The organism is Mycobacterium sp. 852002-51057_SCH5723018 (genome assembly GCF_001667035.1).
Taxonomy (GTDB): Bacteria; Actinomycetota; Actinomycetes; order Mycobacteriales; family Mycobacteriaceae; genus Mycobacterium.
The window spans coordinates 17,033-34,144 of record NZ_LZIR01000098.1 but is presented as its reverse complement, the minus strand read 5'-3'; the positions used below and the strand labels follow the sequence as shown (position 1 = coordinate 34,144).

The following is a 17,112-nucleotide window of genomic DNA, read 5'->3' as shown; positions in this document are numbered from 1 at the left end:
GCTCCGACCCGTCCGGGTTATTCCGGCAGCCGCAGCTCGGGCTTTTCGACTTCTTCGATGTTGACGTCCTTGAAGGTGACCACCCGCACGTGCTTGACGAACCGCGCCGGCCGGTACATGTCCCACACCCAGGCGTCGGACAGCCGCAGCTCGAAGTAGACCTCGCCGTCGGCGTTGCGCGGCATCATCTCCACGCTGTTGGCCAGATAGAAGCGCCGCTCGGTTTCCACGACGTAGCTGAACTGGCCGACGATGTCCTTGTATTCGCGGTACAGCGAGAGCTCCATCTCGGTTTCGTACTTTTCGAGATCTTCTGCACTCATCTGCCACTCATCTGCTCAGACGTCCTTCTCCCCTAGAACCTGGTCCCATCTTTCCTCACGGGTATCCGGAACGCTCGGCCGGAGGGTCCGGTTTGCATTCGGCCACCAGCCGCGCGCCCGCGCCGGTAGCCACCCGCCGCACGTTGATGAACGAATAGCGGTGTGCGGGCGAGGGCCCCAGCCGGGTCAGCGCGGTCGAGTGCGCCGGCGTGCTGTAGCCCTTGTGTTCGGCGAAGCCGTAGCCGGGGTGCTCGGCGTCCATCGCGACCATCAGCCGGTCGCGGCTGACCTTCGCGAGCACGCTGGCCGCCGCGATGCAGGCGGCAACCGCATCTCCCCCGATCACGGGCAGCGACGGCATCGGCAGGCCGGGCACGCGGAAGCCATCGCTCAGCACATAACCCGGGCGCACCGACAGCCCGGCCACCGCGCGGCGCATGCCTTCGATGTTGGCCACGTGCACCCCGCGCCGGTCGACCTCTTCGGACGGGATGAACAGCACGTGGTAGGCCAGGGCATAGCGCCGGATCAAGGGGAACAGCTTCTCCCGCACCTTCTCGGTGAGCTTTTTCGAATCATCAAGGGCCGCAAGGCTTTCGAATCGGCCAGGTCCCAGGACGCAGGCCGCCACCACCAGCGGGCCCGCGCAGGCGCCGCGGCCCACTTCGTCCACACCGGCCACCGGGCCCAGGCCGCTGCGGTACAGCGCCGACTCCAGGGTGCGCAACCCCCCAGCCTTGCGGATCACCGTCCGCGGCGGCCACGTCGTGGCCATGGCTACTGGCTCTGCTGGGGGTTCACCGAGCCCACGCCACCCCACCGCGAGGGCGGCCAGACGATGAACCTCGCCTTACCGATGACATTGGATACCGGCACCGTCCCCGACATCGGGTCGCCGGTGCACAGGATCCCCTTGAGCGCCTCGGCCGGGACGCTGGTGCAGTGGGCCCGCGAGTCCGCGGAGTGCGTCCGGTTGTCGCCCATCACCCACAGCCGGCCGGCGGGCACGGTAACCGGCCCGAACTCGCTGCCCAGGCACGGGTACACCGACGGGTCGGCCATCATGGTGGCCGGGTCCAGGTAGGGCTCCTTGAGCGGCTTGCCGTTGACCGTCAGCCCGGTGTCGGCCCGGCACTGCACGGTCTGTCCCCCGACCGCGATCACGCGCTTGACCAGGTCGTTCTCGTCGGGTGGCACGAAACCGATGAACGACAGACCGTTCTGCATCCAGCGCAGCGCGGTGTTGTTCGAGCGGATGGACTTGTACCCGAGGTTCCACGAGGGGGGTCCCTTGAAGACGATCACGTCGCCGGGATGCGGTGAGCCGAAGCGGTAGGTGATCTTGTCCACCATGATCCGGTCGCCGACGCAGCCGGCGCACCCGTGCAGCGTGGGCTCCATGGATTCCGAGGGGATCAGGTAGGGGCGGGCGACGAACGTGAGCATCACGTAATAGAGCACCACCGCGATGAGCGCCAAGATCGCGAGCTCGCGCAGCGTCGACTTCTTCTTGGGCTCCGGCTCGACCGCTTCGGGCGGCACGGGGGGCTCGACCGTTTCTGGGGGCTGCAGCCCGTCGGCGGGCACCCCGGTGTCCCTGGGGTCGCGGGTGGAAACCTTCGGCTCTGACTGGCCAGCGTCGGACGGGGGCTCAGGTGAGTCCGGGTTGTCGGTCACGAGATCAGCGTAGCCAGCACGGTATGTGGCTTTGGCAGACCTAGCCCGACGGCGTGCGCCGATGCGGCGCGAACAAGGAGTCGGGCGATCAGACCTAGCCCGACGACGCCGAGCGCCGATGCGGCGCGAACAAGGAGTCGGGCGATCAGACCTACGCGCACCGGGTCAGCGCTTTTCCTTGATCTTGGCCTTCTTGCCGCGCAGTTCACGCAGGTAGTACAGCTTGGCGCGCCGGACGTCGCCACGAGTCACCACCTCGATGCGGTCGATGTTCGGCGAGTGCACCGGGAAGGTCCGCTCGACGCCGACGCCATAGCTCTCCTTGCGCACGGTGAACGTCTCGCGGATGCCTCCGCCCTGACGGCGGATCACCACGCCCTTGAACACCTGGATACGCTCCTTGGCGCCCTCGATGACCTTGACGTGCACGTTGATGGTGTCACCCGGGTTGAAGGCCGGGATGTCGTCGCGCAGCGACGCCTGGTCGACGAAGTCCAGCCGGTTCATTTCTAAGAACTTCCTTGCGGTCGCGGCTTGCGGCAGCTGCCCACACGCAGGCGTGGGACGTGGTCAAGCCGATGGGTTTCGGGCTTCTAGCGCGTATCTCGCAGCAGGCGGGAAGCTGCCCGGCCCGCTGACACGTTGGAGACAACTGACCAATTGTGCCAGACGGCCCGGGTGCTTTGAAAATCACATGTAAACGTCGCGGTTCGGAGCGCGCCGAAAGCGCTGGTGGATGGTACACATGACTCGGGTCAAAACGCGCTGGTCGGGCCCGGAAAACTCGGGTGCCCGGGCAGCTGGCGATGCGGCCCGCCCACATGCACGTTCGGCGTCGGAGGAGATCGAGGAATGCGCGCCCGCCCGCTTACCATGCTCGCCGCCATGGCGGTGGTCACGCTGGTGCTGGCCGGGTGCGACGAGGCACTGATCGAGCCGCAGCTCCAGGCGAAGGAATCCAGCAAGCCGGTACGCAACACGCCCGCGCGCCTGCTGCCGGCGCAACAGGAGACGGTCCAGCTGCTGCTCGACGCCGTCAAGGCACCCGCGCCGCCGCAGGCACTGTCGGGCCCGATCGGCGGCCTACCGGCACGGATCCAGCAGGCGATCGACGAAGCCGCCGCCGGCGGGGCCGCGCTCTCGGTGGCCGTGCTCGATCGCAAGACCCACGAGCTGGTCTCCAACGGCAACACCCAGATCATCGGCACCGCCTCGGTGGCCAAGCTCTTCATCGCCGACGACCTGCTGCTGCACCAAGCCGGGGGCAAGACCACCCTGTCTGCCGAGGACCGCCAGGCCTTCGATGCCATGCTGCAGTCGTCCGACGACGGGGCGGCCGAGAAGTTCTGGGATCAGGGCGGTGGCGGCGCCATCATCACCCAGGTCGCGACCCGCTACGGGCTGTCGTCGACCACCCCGCCCAGCGACGGGCGCTGGTGGAACACCACCAGCACGCTGACCGATCTGATCCGCTACTACGACGAGCTGCTCGACGGGTCGGGCGGGCTGTCGGCGGAGCGGGCGCTGTCCATCGTCAACGACCTGGCCCAGTCCACCCCGACCGGCGTCGACGGCTACCCGCAGCGGTTCGGCATTCCCGAGGGCCTGTTCGCCGAACCGGTGGCGGTCAAGCAGGGCTGGATGTGCTGCATCGGCGCCGACTGGATGCACCTGTCGACCGGCGTGATCGGCGCCGACCACCGCTACGTCATGGTGGTGCAGTCGCTGCAGACCACCGACGACGCGACCGCGCGGCAGACCATCACCCAGGCCGTCAAGACGATATTTCCCAACGGCCGCATCTGAGCTGGGCCGGTTCCTGCGCGAGCAGACGGGGCATTAGTCCAGCAGATCGGGGCGGCGTTCGCGGGTGCGCTGCAGCGAGACCTCGCGGCGCCAGGCGGCGATTCGCGCGTGATCACCCGACAGCAGGACGTCGGGGACGTCGAGCCCGCGCCAGCTCGGCGGCCGGGTGTAGCTGGGCCCCTCCAGCAGCCGGTCCAGCGCCGGCGAGTGGGAATCGTCGCGATGCGACGCGGGATTGCCGAGAACGCCGTCGAGCAGCCGCAGCACGGCCTCGATCATCACCACGGCCGCCGACTCGCCGCCCGGCAACACGTAGTCGCCGATCGAGACCTCCTCGACCCGCATCCGCCGCGCGGCGTCGTCGATGACCCGCTGGTCGATGCCCTCGTAGCGGCCGCACGCGAACACCAGGTGCTGCTCGCCGGTCCAGCGCTGCGCGGTCGCCTGCGTGAACAGCGCCCCGGCCGGGGTGGGAATAACCAAAAGGGTTTCGCCGGAACAGATTTCGTCCAGCGCCTCACCCCAGACCGGCGCCTTCATCACCATCCCGGGGCCGCCGCCGTAGGGCGCGTCGTCCACCGAGTGGTGCACGTCGTAGGTCCACCGGCGCAGGTCGTGCACCTGCAAATCGACCAGGCCCGACGCAATCGCCTTGCCGGGCAAGGATTGCCGCAGGGGATCCAGATAGGACGGGAAGATCGTGACGACGTCGATTCTCATGCCAAATCCAGCAGGCCGTCCGGCGGGTCGATCTCGACCAGCCGGTCGTCCAGCGACACCGAGGTGACGATCGCGCTGACGAACGGCACCAACACCTCGCCGGAATCGCTTCGCACGGCCAGCAACTCGCCGGCCGCGGTGTGCAGCACCTCGGCAACGACGCCGACGTCCTGCCCCGCCGTTGTCCGGACCTGCAGGCCCTCGAGCTGGTGGTCGTAGTAGGTGTCCGGCTCGTCGATGGGCGGCAGGTCGTCGGAGTCGACGACGAACACACTGCCCCGCAGCGCCTCGGCGCTGTCTCTGTCGTCGACCCCGGCCAGTCGCAGCAGCAGCCGCCCACCGTGCTCGCGCGCATCGGCGACGACGTAGCTGCCTTCAGCGCCGGTGCGAAAGTTCTTGGTGCGCAACGTGTTACCGGGCGCGAACCGGGCGGCGGGATCGTCGGTGCGGATTTCCACCACCACCTCGCCGCTGATGCCGTGCGCTTTGACCACGCGCCCGACGGTCAACTCCAAGGGAGCCCCATGATCAGCTATTGGTCGGTGTCCACCACGTCGACGCGGATGCCGCGGCCGCCGATCCCGGCGACCAGTGTGCGCAACGCGGTCGCGGTGCGTCCCCCGCGACCGATCACCTTGCCCAGGTCGTCGGGATGGACGTGCACCTCCACGGTCCGCCCGCGCCGGTTGGTGACGAGGTCCACCCGGACATCGTCGGGGTTGTCGACGATCCCGCGGACCAGATGCTCGACAGCGTCGACGACGACCGTGCTCATGTCGGTCAGCCCTCGGTCGCCGGCTCGGACTGCTCGCCACCCGCCGCCGGTGCGGCGTCGGTGGTTTCAGTCGCTTCGGTGGCGGCTTCGGCACCGGCCTCTTCGGCCTTGGCGGCCTTCTTGGCCCCTGAAGTTGAAGCCTTCTTCTTCGGCTTGGCCGCCTCGGTGGTGGGCGCGCCGTCGGCCTCGGCCAGCGCGGCGTTGAACAGCTCCAGCTTGGAGGGCTTCGGCGCGGCGACCTTCAGGCTGCCCTCGGCGCCGGGCAGGCCCTTGAACTTCTGCCAGTCGCCGGTGATCTTCAGCAGCTTGAGGACGGGCTCGGTGGGCTGAGCCCCCACCGAAAGCCAGTACTGAGCGCGCTCGGAGTTGATCTCGATGAGGCTCGGCTCTTCCTTCGGGTGGTACCGGCCGATGACCTCGATCGAGCGGCCGTCGCGCCGGTTACGAGCGTCGGCGACGGCGATGCGGTACTGGGGATTGCGGATCTTGCCAAGCCGGGTGAGCTTGATCTTGACAGCCATGGTTAAGCGATTTCTCCTGCGGGTGTCACGCTGCAATTCAGCGATCCGGGCGGGTTGCCCGGGTCCGGTTTTGCCTCGCGTGTGTGACCGGGCGAACGAGCACCCGAATCACGGGTGGGTCGCTCGGCGGACAGCCGCCCATTGTGCCAGAGCCAGGCTCATCGGCGGAAATTGCGGCGATCGCAAGCGCGGTGGAGCCGGGCGCCGCGGGTCGCCGCTATCTATCCGCACCGCCTCACATCACCTTCTGGAAGACCTTCGTCTCGACGCGCCGCGTCATCCGCCAGCCCTGGGGGGTGCGCACGAATTCGTCGTCGTACCACAGGCCGCAAAAAAGCACTTGGTCTTTGTTACTGGGTGAGCCGCCGGGCAGCACCATCGGGTTGAAGCAGATGACCCGCGAGGACGCGGAGTCGCCGTCGATGCGCACCGAGAAGTTGCCGAGCATGTGGGCGTAGACCGGGAAGCCGGGCAGCACCTCCGACAACCACTTCTTGACCTCCGGATAGCGGCCTTCGATCCCGCCTAGCGCCGTGTAGTCGATGTACGCGTCCTCGGTGAACACCTTGTCCAGGTCGTCGAATCGGCGGTTGTCGATGGCGGTGGAGTAGTCCACCAGCAGCTGCTGGATCTCCAATCGGTCCGAGATTTCCTCCAGGCTCAACATGCGTCGATTCAACACGATGAGTTTCGTCGGCCGGGTCGGTCTATCCCGTCATGACGCAAAGCATCCGCGGAAGGGAGCGCGCATGACCGGGGTTCGGTTGCTGGTGGGCACGCGCAAAGGCGCGTTCGTGCTCACGGCCGACGGCACCAGGCAGGACTGGCGGGTCTGCGGGCCCTACTTCGCGGGGTGGGAGATCTACCACATGGCCGGCTCGCCGGCCGACCCCGACCGGCTGTACGCGTCGCAGTCGACCAGTTGGTTCGGGCAGCTCATCCAGCGTTCCGACGACGGCGGCGCGACGTGGCGGCCGATGGGCAACGAGTTCCGCTACGACGGGACGCCCGGCACCCACCAGTGGTACGACGGCACCCCGCATCCCTGGGAGTTCGCCCGTGTCTGGCACCTCGAGCCGTCGCCCACCGATCCGGACACGGTGTATGCGGGCGTCGAAGACGCCGGCCTGTTCCGCACCACCGACGGCGCCCACAGCTGGCAGGAGCTGCCCGCCTTGCGGAGCCACGCGTCGGCGCCGTCCTGGCAGCCCGGCGCCGGCGGGATGTGCCTGCACACGATCGTCCTGGACCCGAAAGACCCGCTGCGCATGTTCACGGCGATCTCGGCGGCCGGCGCGTTCCGCAGCGACGACGGCGGCACCACTTGGCGGCCGATCAACCGGGGCCTGCATTCCGACGGCATCCCCGACCCCGACGCCGAGGTCGGCCACTGCGTGCATCGCATCGCGATGCATCCCTCCCGGCCGCAGGTGCTGTTCATGCAGAAGCACTGGGACGTGATGCGCAGCGACGACGCCGGCGAGTCCTGGCGCGAGGTCAGCGGCAACCTGCCCACCGACTTCGGATTCCCGATCGCGGTGCACGCCCACGAGCCCGACACCGCGTACGTCGTCCCGATCACCAGCGATTCGCTGCACTATCCGCCCGACGGCCGGCTGCGCGTGTACCGCAGCAGGACGGGCGGGGACGAGTGGGAGGCGCTGACCGAGGGCCTGCCGCAGAGCCACTGCTACGTCAACGTGCTGCGCGACGCGATGGCGGTCGACGCGCTGGACTCCTGCGGCGTGTACTTCGGCACCACGGGTGGCCAGGTGTATGGCTCCGCGGACGCCGGGGAAACGTGGGCGCCCATCGTGCGCGACCTTCCGGCCGTGCTCTCGATCGAGGCGCAGACCCTTGAGTGACGCCGCGGTGCGCGTGCTGCTGCCGTATCACCTGCGAAACCTCGCCCACGTCGACGGCGCGGTGACGGTTCCGGTCGGCACGCCCGTCACGCAGCGGGCCGTCTTCGACGCGCTGGAGCGCCGCTATCCCGTGCTGTGCGGCACCATCCGGGACCGTTCGACGGGTCGGCGGCGCGCGTTCGTCCGCTTGTTCGCCTGCGAGCAGGACCTGTCCCACGACGCGCCGGACGACCCGCTGCCCGACGCCGTGGCCATGGGCCTCGAGCCGTTGCTGGTCGTCGGGGCGATGGCCGGCGGCTGACCGGTGGCCCGAAGTTGGGATCGGTAGCGCTGCGGGCGGGGTTGACTTGCCTCTGGACCGCCAGCAACGAAGGAGCCCCACGTGAACCGAGCGCGACGATTCCGGCCGAGGAAAGCTGTGATCGCGGGATTGGCGACGACGCTGCTGATGTTCGGCGGCTCGGCGCTGGCCGCGCCTTCCGCGCAGGCCGACCCGTGCCCGGCCGGAAAATCCTGCCAGCACTGGTGCCCGGGCGACCCCAACCCGGCTGGCAGGCCCGTCCCGTGGGACGGCAATGTCTGCCACGACTTCTTCTGGGACTATTACGGCGTCCACGACATCGGCACCGGCGCCTTCTACTCCTGGCGGGACATGCCCTGGCGGTAGCGGCCTCGACGTAGTCGTCACGCGGGTGCGGAAGTTAAACTGTGCGCCCATGCGAAAGCTCATGGCCGCCCTCGCCGCCGCGCTGGCGTTCGGCGCCAGCGCCACCGTCGGCGTGGCAACCGCCCCCGCTTCCCGCGCCGACAGTGCGCAGCCCGCCGGCTCGGTCCCCATTCCCGACGGTCCGGCCCAGACCTGGATCGTCGCCGACCTCGACAGCGGCCAGGTGCTGGCCGGTCGCGACCAGAACGTGCCCCACCCGCCGGCGAGCACCATCAAGGTGCTGTTGGCGCTGGTGGCCCTGGACGAGGTCAGCCTGGACTCCACCGTCGTCGCCGACGTCTCCGACACCCAGGTCGAGTGCAACTGCGTAGGCATCAAGCCGGGTCGCACCTACACCGCCCGCCAGCTGCTGGACGCACTGTTGCTGGTCTCGGGCAACGACGCCGCCAACACGCTGGCGCACCTGCTGGGCGGCGCCGACGCCACGGTGGCCAAGATGAACGCCAAGGCCGCGTCCCTGGGGGCGACGAGCACCCAGGCCGCGACCCCGTCCGGGCTGGACGGGCCTGGCGGTTCGGGGGCGTCGACGGCGCACGACCTGGCCGTGATCTTCCGGGCCGCGATGGCCAACCCGGTGTTCGCACAGATCACCGCCGAGCCGTCGGCGATGTTCCCCGGCGATAGCGGCGATCACCCGATTACCAACCAGGACGAGCTGTTAGCGCGCTACCCCGGCGCCATCGGCGGCAAGACGGGCTTCACCAACGCGGCCCGCAAGACGTTCGTCGGCGCTGCCGCTCGCGGTGGCCGCCGGCTGGTGATCGCGATGATGTACGGGCTGGTCAAGGGGGGCGGTCCGAGCTACTGGGACCAGGCCGGCAGCCTGTTCGACTGGGGTTTCGCCCTCAATCCCGAGACGAGTATCGGCTCGCTATAGCTCAGCCGTGCTCGGCAGTGCCGCCGTCAGCAGCGCCGTCAGGACCGGAATCCGCCGCTCGGCGATCTCGGGCTGCGGCAGCACGCTTTCCACCACGGCTGCCCCGTCGAACACGTTGGTCAACAACGCCACGACGACCGGGAACGTCTCCGCCGGGAAGCCCTCGGCGCCGGGCAGCGCGCGGGCGGCCTCGTGGATCTTCGCCGAGTACTGCCCGAGCTCGTGTTGCAAAGTCTCCCTGAGCTTTTCGTCGGTGCGCGCGGCGACCAACAGCTCGTAGAGGACGGCGTTGGTGGGGCCGCTGGTGATGTCGCGCAGGATGGCCAGCGCCGCCTCCAGCGCCGGCCGGGAGGCCGGCATTGCTGGTATTTCGGTGACCCGCTTGGTGAACGACTCCAGCTGGCGGCGCAACACCTCCGACGCCGTGGCCGTCATGAAGTCGCCCATGGTTTCGAAGTGGCGGAACAGGGCGCCGACGGACACCCCGGCGCGCTTGGTGATCATGGCGGCCGACGCTCGCGCGTAGCCGACCTCGACGATGGTGGCGATGCAGGCCTCGAGGAGCCGCCCGACGGTCTCCTCGCGACGCTGCTGCTGAGTTCGGGCCATGTCAGGTGCCGACTTTGACGGCGCTGCGGCCCCGGTGCCGCTCGCCCGCCCGCAGGTACCGGCCCGACTTCACGGTGTCGCCGTAGCCGTCCCGGAAGTGGCCCCCGCGGAAGACGACGGCGCCACCGACGCCGGTCGCGACGACGGCGTGGTCGTTGCGATTGACCATGCGCCGCAGGCCGCCGTAGAACGGCACCTCTTCCTCGTAGTAGCCGTTTACCGACTCGTCGAGGCCGGCCGGGTCGATCACGACGAAGTCCGCCCGATCGCCCTCCCGCAAGGTGCCGGCGTCGATGCCGAACCATTCCGCCAGCTCCCCGGTCAGCCGATGCACCGCGCGTTCGGTGGACAGGAACGGCGCGCCGGCACGGTGCGCGTCGCGGGCGCGCTTGAGCAGCTTCAACGGGAAGTTGTAAAAGGCCATGTTGCGCAGGTGCGCGCCGGCGTCCGAGAAGCCCATGTGGATGCTCGGCTCGGTGGCGAGCTTGTTCAGTTGCTTGGGCCGGTGGTTGGCCACGATGGTCGTCCACCGGACGTTGCGCTCTCCGTTTTCGACGAGCACGTCGAGGAAGGCGTCGAGCGGGTGCAGCCCGCGCTGGTCGGCGATCGCGCCAAAGCTCTTGCCGATCAACGAGGAATCCGGGCATTCGACGATGACGGCGTCGTGGAAGTCGCGGTGCCACAACGACGGTCCCAGCTTGACGCGGTCGAACTCGCGCCGGAACCGCCGGCGGTAGCCCTCGTCGGCCAGCAGCTCGTTGCGCTGCAGCTGGTCGCGCAGGTGCAGGGCGGCAGTTCCCGCGCCGAACTCTTCGAAGACCGGCAGGTCGATCCCGTCGGAGTACAGCTCGAAGGGCACCGGCAGGTGCTGGAACCGCACCTGGGAGCCCAGGATCTTGTTCAGCAGGCGGGTGCCGAGCCCGAAGGTGTGCACGGCCAGCGGCATCGACTTGGCGTCGGCCGACACCAGTAGGCTCATCCGAACCCCGTTGCGCCACCCCAACATCCGGCTGCTGGCCAGGAAGAACAGCAGCCCGGACGTCGGGTTGTCCACGTCGGGGGCGCTCTGCAGGATGCGGCGGCGCTTGCGCAGCACCTTGATCAGCCGGCGCCGCTCTCGCCACGTCGCGAAGGTGGACGGCAGCGCGCGCGACCGGAACCGGTCGCCGTCGAGCTTGTCGATGGCCGCGTCCATCCCGGACATGCCCAGCATCCCGGCCTCGAGCGCCTCGTCGAGCAATGCGGCCATCTTCTCCAGTTCGGCGCCGGTGGGCTCGACGGTGGGGTCGGTGGCGCGATCGAGTCCGAGCACCGCGGTCCGCAGGTCCGAATGGCCAACCAGCGAACCGATATTGGGCCCGAGCGGCAGGGAGTCGATCGCCTCGATGTATTCGGCGGCCGTGGACCACGTCTTGTTGGATTGCAAAGCGCCATGGACGTATTCGCGCGGCACGGCCTCGACCCGGCTGAACAGGTCGGCGGCGTCCTCGGCCGCGGCGTAGACCGTCGACAGCGAGCAGTTGCCCAGCAGCAACGTGGTGACACCGTGGCGCACCGACTCGCGCAGCCCCGGGTCCAGCAGCACCTCGGCGTCGTAGTGGGTGTGCACGTCGATGAAGCCGGGAACGATCCACTTGCCGGCGGCGTCGATGACGTCGGGGCAACCGGTCTCGTCCAGCGGCCCGTCGGAAGGTCCCGCGACCGCGGCGACCACGCCGTCGCGGATGCCGAGCGTGCGGGTCTTCGGCGCACCGCCGGTCCCGTCGAACCACAATCCCTGGCGAATGATCACGTCGTAGGCCACCGTTTTTCCTCCACGTCATTGGGTAGCCACGAGCCTAACCAAGATAGCAAGTACTCGCAATCTTTTGCTTTGCACGCGTCGGTTCATGCAAAGTGCTGGTCAGCCAGCTCAGCGAGCGGGCCCGACCGGTGCGGCCGGGTCGGGCACCACGACGTCCGGCGGTGTGTCGCCGCTGCGGCTGGCCACCGCCGGCGCCCGCAAGACCGCCCCGCGCTGGCCGCACTCGTCGCTTTGCGCGGTGACCGTCAGCTCGCCCACCAACTCCCCTTGGGGCCGGGGTCGCAGCGACAGCACCTGCGTGGTGGCGTGCGTCGCTTCCACCCCGTTGCGTCCGACGCAGGGGAACGTCGACTGTTCCGGCCGGGAGAGCCAACGACCCTCGCGGAAGTCCAGCACGACGGACTGGCCGCCGGGCGACTGCGGCCGTGCGTGTTCGGTGTCGTCCAGCAGCACGCCGACGGCCGCGCACGAGCCGGGCGCGCAGGACGACCGGAAGGCCCACCAGGTGGTCACGTCGGGCGGCTGAGGATCGGGCTGGGAGTCGAACGTCTGCTGGGTGCGCTGCACCTCGAGGCGGTAGGTGCCCTGGAGCGGGACCGGCGGAACCGGCGGGGCGACCGCACCGCCGGGCGCCTCCGTCGGGCTCGTCGTCGGCCGGGCGGCCGGGCCAGCGGTGGTGCCGGCCTTGCGGCCGGCGACGAGGGCCACGGCGAACAGCGCGACGACGACCGCGACCGCCGCGGCGCCCAGCAGGATTTTGCGCCGGCGCCGCCCCCTCGGCGCGCGCACCGCGGGCACCCGCGGGTGGGCGGGCGCCACCGAAACGCCTTGGGACACGGGTCGACTGAGCGCGCGCCGGACCTTGGCGGCGACCCTGCGGTCGTCGATGTCCTCCCGGGAGGGCCAAGCGTAGGCCTGATTTTCGGCCACCAAGACGGGTTCGGGACTGTGGTCGCCGCCGGCGACGCCCGCTTGCTCGTTGGCCGCCTCGGCGAAGTCGCCGCAGGTCTCGAACCGATCGGCCGGTCGTTCCGCAAGCGCCCGGGCGAACACACCGTCCAGGCGCGCCAGCTCCGGACGTTGGTCGCTGAGCCTGGGCGGCCCATCGTCGAACGGCGGCGGCGCACCGGTCAACAGGTGAAAGGCGGTGGCCGCCAGCCCATACTGGTCGGCGCGCCCGTCGGCGTCTGCGCCCAGCAATCGTTCGGGCGCGGCGTAGCCGAACGTGCCGGCCTGGCGGGCTATCCCGAAGTCGGACAACAGGATCCGCTGCTCGCGCTCCCCCCAGTCCGGCAACAAGATGTTGGCCGGCTTGACGTCGCCGTGCAGCACTCCGCGGTGGTGGGCGTAGTCGAGGGCTCCCGCGACGGCCGTCACGATGGAAAGCACGTCGCCCACCGGTGCAACCGCCGGGAATCGATCGGTGATGAGCCGCGCGGCGTTGATCCCATCGACGTAGTCCATGACCACGTACAGCTGGTCGTCGAATTCGCCGCGGTCACTCCCCCCGACGATGTGCGGGTGGCAAAGATTTGCCGCGATCGGTGCCTCGGCCAGGAATCGCCGTCGGAATTCGCCGTCCGCGGAAAGCGCAGGCGAAAGAACCTTCAGCGCCTGCCAGCGCGACGATCGGGGGTCCTGGACGAGGTAGACCGCACCGGTCCCTCCAGAACCCAGCCTCCGCGCGACGATGCATCCGGCAAACGTCGCGCCGCTGGCCAACGCCATTCGAGCAATCCTATCCGCGATCGCGACGCCGCGCCCGTCTAAGCCTGCGGCCGAAAGACCTTGCCGCGCAGTATCACAAGATCCGGCCGGTTCAGCACCGCGGGACCCAACCGCGGGTCCTGCGAGTAGCACAACAGGTCGGCCGACGCGCCGTATTCCAGGCAGGGCCGGCCCAGCCAGCGGCGGGCATCCCAGCACGCCGCGCCCAGCGCCTCCGTCGGGCTCATCCCGATGCCCTTGAGGGCCTCGACCTCGTCGGCGATCCGCCCGTGGACGACCATGCTGCCGGCGTCGCTGCCGGCATACAGGGGCACGCCGGCATCGCGCGCGGCGGCGATCCGCTCCGCGCTGCGCGCGTACAGGTCGCGCATGTGGGCGGCGTAGGTCGGGTAGCGCGCCGCGGCCTCGGCGATGCCCGGAAAGTTCTCGGTGATGTTGACCAGCGTGGGCACCAGCGCGGTCTTGTGCTCGACCATCAGGGCGATGGTGTCGTCGGTGAGCCCGGTGCCGTGCTCGATGCAGTCGATGCCGGCGTTGATCAGGCCGGGCAGCGCGTCCTCGCTGAACACGTGGGCGGTGACGCGGGCGCCGTGGGCGTGCGCGGTGTCGATGGCGGCCTTGAGCACCTCGTCGGACCACAGCGGCGCCAGGTCGCCGACGCTGCGGTCGATCCAGTCGCCGACCAGCTTGACCCAGCCGTCGCCGCGCTTCGCCTCCTCTGCGACGGCGGCAGGCAGTTGGGATTCGTCGTCGAGCTCGCGGGAGAAGCCCGGTGAGTACCGCTTGGGCCGGGCCAGGTGCGTTCCGGCGCGGATGATGCGGGGCAGGTCGTCGTGGTCGTCGAGGCTGCGGGTGTCGGTCGGTGAACCGCAGTCCCGCAACAGCAGCGCGCCCACGTCGCGTTCGGTCTCGGCCTGGGCGATCGCCTCGTCCAGCGGGATCTCGCCGTGGTCGCCGAGCCCGACGTGGCAGTGGGCGTCGACCAGCCCGGGCAGGATCCAGCCTTGAAAACCAGATGAGCCAAAAACGGTGTCGGCCCCCGCGACCGGTTCGGGGCTGATGCGGCCGTCGACGATCCACAGCTCGATCTCGGTTCCGTCGGGCAGCGCCCGACCTCGCACATGCAGGCGCACCGTGCGGCTAGTTTCTTCCAGGGTTGCCCGGGAACTTGAGCTTGGACAGGTCGAAGTCGGCCAGCCCGGGCGGCAGTTCGTTGAGGCCTTCGGGCATCTGCGACAGGTCCGGGAACCCCGCCGGCATGCCCGGCATCCCCGCGCCGAGCGGATTGCGAGCCTTCGGTGGCGTCGGGCCGCGGGCGCCCTTCTTGCCCTTCTTGCCCTTCGCGCCTTTGGCTTTGCGCGAGGAGGACTTGCGGCCAAACCCGGGCAGGCCCATCGATCCCATCATCGACGACATCATCTTGCGGGCCTCGAAGAAGCGGTCGACCAGCTGGTTGACCTCCGACACCGTCACCCCCGAGCCGTTGGCGATGCGCAGCCGGCGCGACGCGTTGATGATCTTCGGGTCGGCTCGCTCCGCGGGCGTCATCCCCCGGATGATGGCCTGCAGCCGGTCGAGTTGCTTGTCGTCGACCTGGGCCAGCGCGTCCTTCATCTGGCCGGCGCCGGGCAGCATGCCCAGCAGGTTGCCGATCGGACCCATCTTGCGGATGGCGAGCATCTGTTCGAGGAAGTCCTCGAGTGTCAGCTCGCCGGTGCCGATCTTGGCGGCGGCCTCCTCGGCGCGCTGGGCGTCGAAGACCTGCTCGGCCTGCTCGATCAGCGTCAGCACGTCGCCCATGCCCAGGATGCGGCCGGCCATCCGGTCGGGGTGGAAGACGTCGAAGTCCTCCAGCTTCTCGCCGCTGGAGGCGAAAAGGATTGGCACGCCGGTCACCTCGCGGACCGAGAGCGCCGCGCCGCCGCGGGCGTCGCCGTCGAGCTTGGTCAACACCACGCCGGTGAAGCCGACGCCCTGGCCGAACGCCTCGGCGGTGGTGACGGCGTCCTGGCCGATCATCGCGTCCAGGACGAACAAGACCTCGTCGGGGTTGACGGCGTCGCGGATGGCCGCGGCCTGTGCCATCAGCTCCTCGTCGATGCCCAGCCGGCCGGCGGTGTCGACGATGACGACGTCGAAGTGCTTGGCGCGCGCCTCGGCAAGCCCCGCCGCGGCGACGGCCACCGGGTCTGGGGGCCCGGGGTCGGGCCCCGGTGCCCCAGCGCCCGGATGCGGCGCGAACACCGGCACCCCGGCGCGCTCGCCGACGACCTGCAGCTGGTTGACCGCGGCGGGCCGCTGCAGGTCGCAGGCCACCAGCAGCGGCGTGTGCCCCTGGCCGCGTAGCCAGGCGGCCAGCTTGCCGGCCAGCGTGGTCTTACCGGAACCCTGCAGGCCGGCGAGCATCACGACCGTCGGCGGGGTCTTCGCGAAGGCGAGCTGACGGGTCTCACCGCCGAGGATGCCGATGAGTTCCTCGTTGACGATCTTGACGACCTGTTGGGCCGGGTTCAGCGCACCCGAGACCTCGGCGCCCCTGGCGCGGTCCTTGATCCGGCCGACGAACGCGCGCACCACGGGCAGCGAAACGTCGGCTTCCAGCAGCGCCAGCCGGATCTCGCGGGTGGTGGCCTCGATATCGGCGTCGGTCAGTCGACCCTTGCCGCGCAGTCCCTGTAGGGCACCGGTCAACCGGTCAGACAGCGATTCAAACACCCCGCCAGCCTAGTGGTGCCGGCGAGCCGCTTAGCCAGCGCGGGCTCCGCGACACATAAATCGCGCACAAGACACGCCGACGAGCGTCGCTGTCGTTTATGTTTCGGCGAGGCCGATAGCGAAGAGGGGTTAGCTCATGCTCGAGGTGATCGAGAAGGGGTCGCGTAGCGACGCGCATGCCGTGCCGCTGCTCTTCGTCCACGGCGGTTGGCATGCCGCGTGGTGCTGGGAGAACTTCCTCGACTATTTCGCCGACGCCGGCTATCGCGCCGCCGCGATGAGCCTGCGCGGGCATGGCACCAGCCCCACCGACAAGCCATTGCCGAAGGTTTCCGTCGCCGACTACATCGACGACGTGCGTTCGGTGGTCGACGAGCTGGGGGGCGCGGCCGTGCTGATCGGCCATTCCCTCGGCGGCTACGTGCTCCAGCGCTATCTCGAGGACCGAACCGCCCCGGCCGCGGTCCTGGTGGGCTCCCTGCCGCCGTCCGGGGTGCTCGGGACGGCGCTGCGCGTCTGGCGCCGCCGCCCGCAGATGACGGTGAAGTCGTTCAACGACCCCACCTTGGTCAAATTCCTCAGCTCCTCGGCGCTCGCCCGCCAATACCTCTTCTGCGCCGACACGCCCGAGGCCATCGTCGAATCCTGCTGGGAACGCGCCGGGGCCGAGAGCATCCGCGCGGCGATGACCGAGCCGATGTTCCGCCGGGTCAAAACCCGGCAGGTGACGACCCCGATGCTGGTCCTCGGCGCCGTGCACGACGGCTTCGTCAGCGTGGGCGCGGTGCGCGCCACGGCGCGTGCCTACCGGACGCGGCCCGAATTCTTCTCCATGGGACACAACATGATGCTCGAGCCCGGATGGGCTGACGTCGCCAGGCGAATCGACGAGTGGCTGAGCGCCCGCGACCTGGCGAGCCACGCACGCTAGTCGCTGCTGCACCGAAAAGCATTGGCGTGCTACA

The 17,112-nt window shown here is 69.4% G+C and carries 19 protein-coding genes and 1 pseudogene; 6 read left to right on the top strand and 14 right to left on the bottom strand.

From position 1 onward, the window contains the following. Nucleotides 1-17: 17 nt before the first annotated feature. The 4 genes and pseudogenes from A5764_RS20870 to rplS form a co-directional block, all read right to left on the bottom strand. Entirely contained in the window at nt 18-323 is a 306-nt protein-coding gene (locus A5764_RS20870; RefSeq protein WP_067116504.1) for a DUF2469 domain-containing protein, read from the bottom strand. Nucleotides 324-338: 15 nt separating this feature from the next. Further along, a pseudogene (locus A5764_RS20865) lies at nt 339-1,098 on the bottom strand (ribonuclease HII). A gap of 2 nt (nt 1,099-1,100) precedes the next feature. Beyond that, entirely contained in the window at nt 1,101-2,000 is a 900-nt protein-coding gene (gene lepB / locus A5764_RS20860) for a signal peptidase I (protein ID WP_067116498.1), read from the bottom strand. A gap of 165 nt (nt 2,001-2,165) precedes the next feature. Beyond that, a complete protein-coding gene (rplS, locus tag A5764_RS20855) occupies nt 2,166-2,507 on the bottom strand; it encodes a 50S ribosomal protein L19 (RefSeq protein ID WP_067116496.1) in 342 nt (113 codons plus the stop codon). Nucleotides 2,508-2,852: 345 nt separating this feature from the next. On the opposite strand from rplS, the gene A5764_RS20850 reads away from it, so the two are divergent. After that, nucleotides 2,853-3,806, top strand: a complete 954-nt coding sequence (locus tag A5764_RS20850) for a hypothetical protein (protein WP_067116493.1) — start codon at nt 2,853-2,855, stop codon at nt 3,804-3,806. 33 nt (nt 3,807-3,839) lie between these two features. Here the strand turns inward: A5764_RS20850 and trmD are convergent, their stop codons facing one another. The 5 genes from trmD to A5764_RS20825 form a co-directional block, all read right to left on the bottom strand. Beyond that, nucleotides 3,840-4,526: a tRNA (guanosine(37)-N1)-methyltransferase TrmD gene (trmD, locus tag A5764_RS20845; RefSeq protein WP_067116490.1), complete on the bottom strand. Its 687-nt coding sequence runs from the start codon at nt 4,524-4,526 to the stop codon at nt 3,840-3,842. After that, complete coding sequence (gene rimM / locus A5764_RS20840) at nt 4,523-5,041, bottom strand: ribosome maturation factor RimM (protein WP_067116487.1); 519 nt, start codon at nt 5,039-5,041, stop codon at nt 4,523-4,525. The genes trmD and rimM overlap by 4 nt, the downstream gene beginning before the upstream one ends. A gap of 17 nt (nt 5,042-5,058) precedes the next feature. Further along, the gene (locus tag A5764_RS20835) at nt 5,059-5,301 is read right to left on the bottom strand and encodes an RNA-binding protein (RefSeq protein WP_056548932.1); all 243 of its coding nucleotides are present in this window, start codon (nt 5,299-5,301) and stop codon (nt 5,059-5,061) included. A 5-nt stretch (nt 5,302-5,306) separates the two neighbouring features. Beyond that, nucleotides 5,307-5,822: a 30S ribosomal protein S16 gene (rpsP, locus tag A5764_RS20830; protein WP_067116484.1), complete on the bottom strand. Its 516-nt coding sequence runs from the start codon at nt 5,820-5,822 to the stop codon at nt 5,307-5,309. Nucleotides 5,823-6,057: 235 nt separating this feature from the next. Beyond that, nucleotides 6,058-6,489, bottom strand: a complete 432-nt coding sequence (locus A5764_RS20825; RefSeq protein WP_067116481.1) for a nuclear transport factor 2 family protein — start codon at nt 6,487-6,489, stop codon at nt 6,058-6,060. A gap of 82 nt (nt 6,490-6,571) precedes the next feature. Here A5764_RS20825 and A5764_RS20820 point away from each other — a divergent pair, with 82 nt between their 5' ends. The 4 genes from A5764_RS20820 (at nt 6,572) to A5764_RS20805 (ending at nt 9,291) form a co-directional block, all read left to right on the top strand. Continuing rightward, nucleotides 6,572-7,687, top strand: a complete 1,116-nt coding sequence (locus A5764_RS20820; protein ID WP_067116696.1) for a hypothetical protein — start codon at nt 6,572-6,574, stop codon at nt 7,685-7,687. Beyond that, nucleotides 7,680-7,988, top strand: a complete 309-nt coding sequence (locus tag A5764_RS20815) for a MoaD/ThiS family protein (RefSeq protein WP_197501650.1) — start codon at nt 7,680-7,682, stop codon at nt 7,986-7,988. The genes A5764_RS20820 and A5764_RS20815 overlap by 8 nt, the downstream gene beginning before the upstream one ends. An 81-nt stretch (nt 7,989-8,069) precedes the next feature. Further along, the gene (locus A5764_RS20810) at nt 8,070-8,354 is read left to right on the top strand and encodes a hypothetical protein (RefSeq protein ID WP_156664788.1); all 285 of its coding nucleotides are present in this window, start codon (nt 8,070-8,072) and stop codon (nt 8,352-8,354) included. A gap of 49 nt (nt 8,355-8,403) precedes the next feature. Further along, nucleotides 8,404-9,291 carry a D-alanyl-D-alanine carboxypeptidase family protein gene (locus tag A5764_RS20805; protein WP_067116472.1) on the top strand — a complete coding sequence of 296 codons (888 nt, stop codon included), beginning with the start codon at nt 8,404-8,406 and terminating at the stop codon, nt 9,289-9,291. Here A5764_RS20805 and A5764_RS20800 read toward each other — a convergent pair. The 5 genes from A5764_RS20800 to ffh all read right to left on the bottom strand — a co-directional run bounded on the left by A5764_RS20800 (nt 9,286) and on the right by ffh (nt 16,147). After that, nucleotides 9,286-9,900: a TetR/AcrR family transcriptional regulator gene (locus A5764_RS20800; RefSeq protein ID WP_067116469.1), complete on the bottom strand. Its 615-nt coding sequence runs from the start codon at nt 9,898-9,900 to the stop codon at nt 9,286-9,288. The two genes, A5764_RS20805 and A5764_RS20800, sit on opposite strands and share 6 nt — an antisense overlap. 1 nt (nt 9,901) lies before the next feature. Next, nucleotides 9,902-11,704 carry an amidohydrolase family protein gene (locus A5764_RS20795; RefSeq protein ID WP_067116466.1) on the bottom strand — a complete coding sequence of 601 codons (1,803 nt, stop codon included), beginning with the start codon at nt 11,702-11,704 and terminating at the stop codon, nt 9,902-9,904. Nucleotides 11,705-11,812: 108 nt separating this feature from the next. Next, entirely contained in the window at nt 11,813-13,432 is a 1,620-nt protein-coding gene (locus tag A5764_RS20790; RefSeq protein WP_067116463.1) for a serine/threonine-protein kinase, read from the bottom strand. A 38-nt stretch (nt 13,433-13,470) separates the two neighbouring features. Beyond that, nucleotides 13,471-14,586 (bottom strand): amidohydrolase family protein, encoded by a 1,116-nt coding sequence (locus A5764_RS20785; RefSeq protein ID WP_231989773.1) that lies wholly within the window; start codon nt 14,584-14,586, stop codon nt 13,471-13,473. Next, a complete protein-coding gene (ffh, locus tag A5764_RS20780) occupies nt 14,573-16,147 on the bottom strand; it encodes a signal recognition particle protein (protein ID WP_067116457.1) in 1,575 nt (524 codons plus the stop codon). The genes A5764_RS20785 and ffh overlap by 14 nt, the downstream gene beginning before the upstream one ends. A 136-nt stretch (nt 16,148-16,283) precedes the next feature. On the opposite strand from ffh, the gene A5764_RS20775 reads away from it, so the two are divergent. Then, the gene (locus tag A5764_RS20775) at nt 16,284-17,078 is read left to right on the top strand and encodes an alpha/beta hydrolase (protein WP_067116454.1); all 795 of its coding nucleotides are present in this window, start codon (nt 16,284-16,286) and stop codon (nt 17,076-17,078) included. The last annotated feature ends 34 nt before the right edge of the window (nt 17,079-17,112 follow it).

Bases quoted from the DNA above. Each gene is read 5' to 3' on its own strand.
- A5764_RS20870 (WP_067116504.1), bottom strand. From the start codon at position 323: ATGAGTGCAGAAGATCTCGAAAAGTACGAAACCGAGATGGAGCTCTCG.
- rplS (WP_067116496.1), bottom strand. From the start codon at position 2,507: ATGAACCGGCTGGACTTCGTCGACCAGGCGTCGCTGCGCGACGACATC.
- A5764_RS20850 (WP_067116493.1), top strand. From the start codon at position 2,853: ATGCGCGCCCGCCCGCTTACCATGCTCGCCGCCATGGCGGTGGTCACG.
- trmD (WP_067116490.1), bottom strand. From the start codon at position 4,526: ATGAGAATCGACGTCGTCACGATCTTCCCGTCCTATCTGGATCCCCTG.
- A5764_RS20835 (WP_056548932.1), bottom strand. From the start codon at position 5,301: ATGAGCACGGTCGTCGTCGACGCTGTCGAGCATCTGGTCCGCGGGATC.
- rpsP (WP_067116484.1), bottom strand. From the start codon at position 5,822: ATGGCTGTCAAGATCAAGCTCACCCGGCTTGGCAAGATCCGCAATCCC.
- A5764_RS20825 (WP_067116481.1), bottom strand. From the start codon at position 6,489: ATGTTGAGCCTGGAGGAAATCTCGGACCGATTGGAGATCCAGCAGCTG.
- A5764_RS20820 (WP_067116696.1), top strand. From the start codon at position 6,572: ATGACCGGGGTTCGGTTGCTGGTGGGCACGCGCAAAGGCGCGTTCGTG.
- A5764_RS20805 (WP_067116472.1), top strand. From the start codon at position 8,404: ATGCGAAAGCTCATGGCCGCCCTCGCCGCCGCGCTGGCGTTCGGCGCC.
- A5764_RS20800 (WP_067116469.1), bottom strand. From the start codon at position 9,900: ATGGCCCGAACTCAGCAGCAGCGTCGCGAGGAGACCGTCGGGCGGCTC.
- A5764_RS20790 (WP_067116463.1), bottom strand. From the start codon at position 13,432: ATGGCGTTGGCCAGCGGCGCGACGTTTGCCGGATGCATCGTCGCGCGG.
- A5764_RS20775 (WP_067116454.1), top strand. From the start codon at position 16,284: ATGCTCGAGGTGATCGAGAAGGGGTCGCGTAGCGACGCGCATGCCGTG.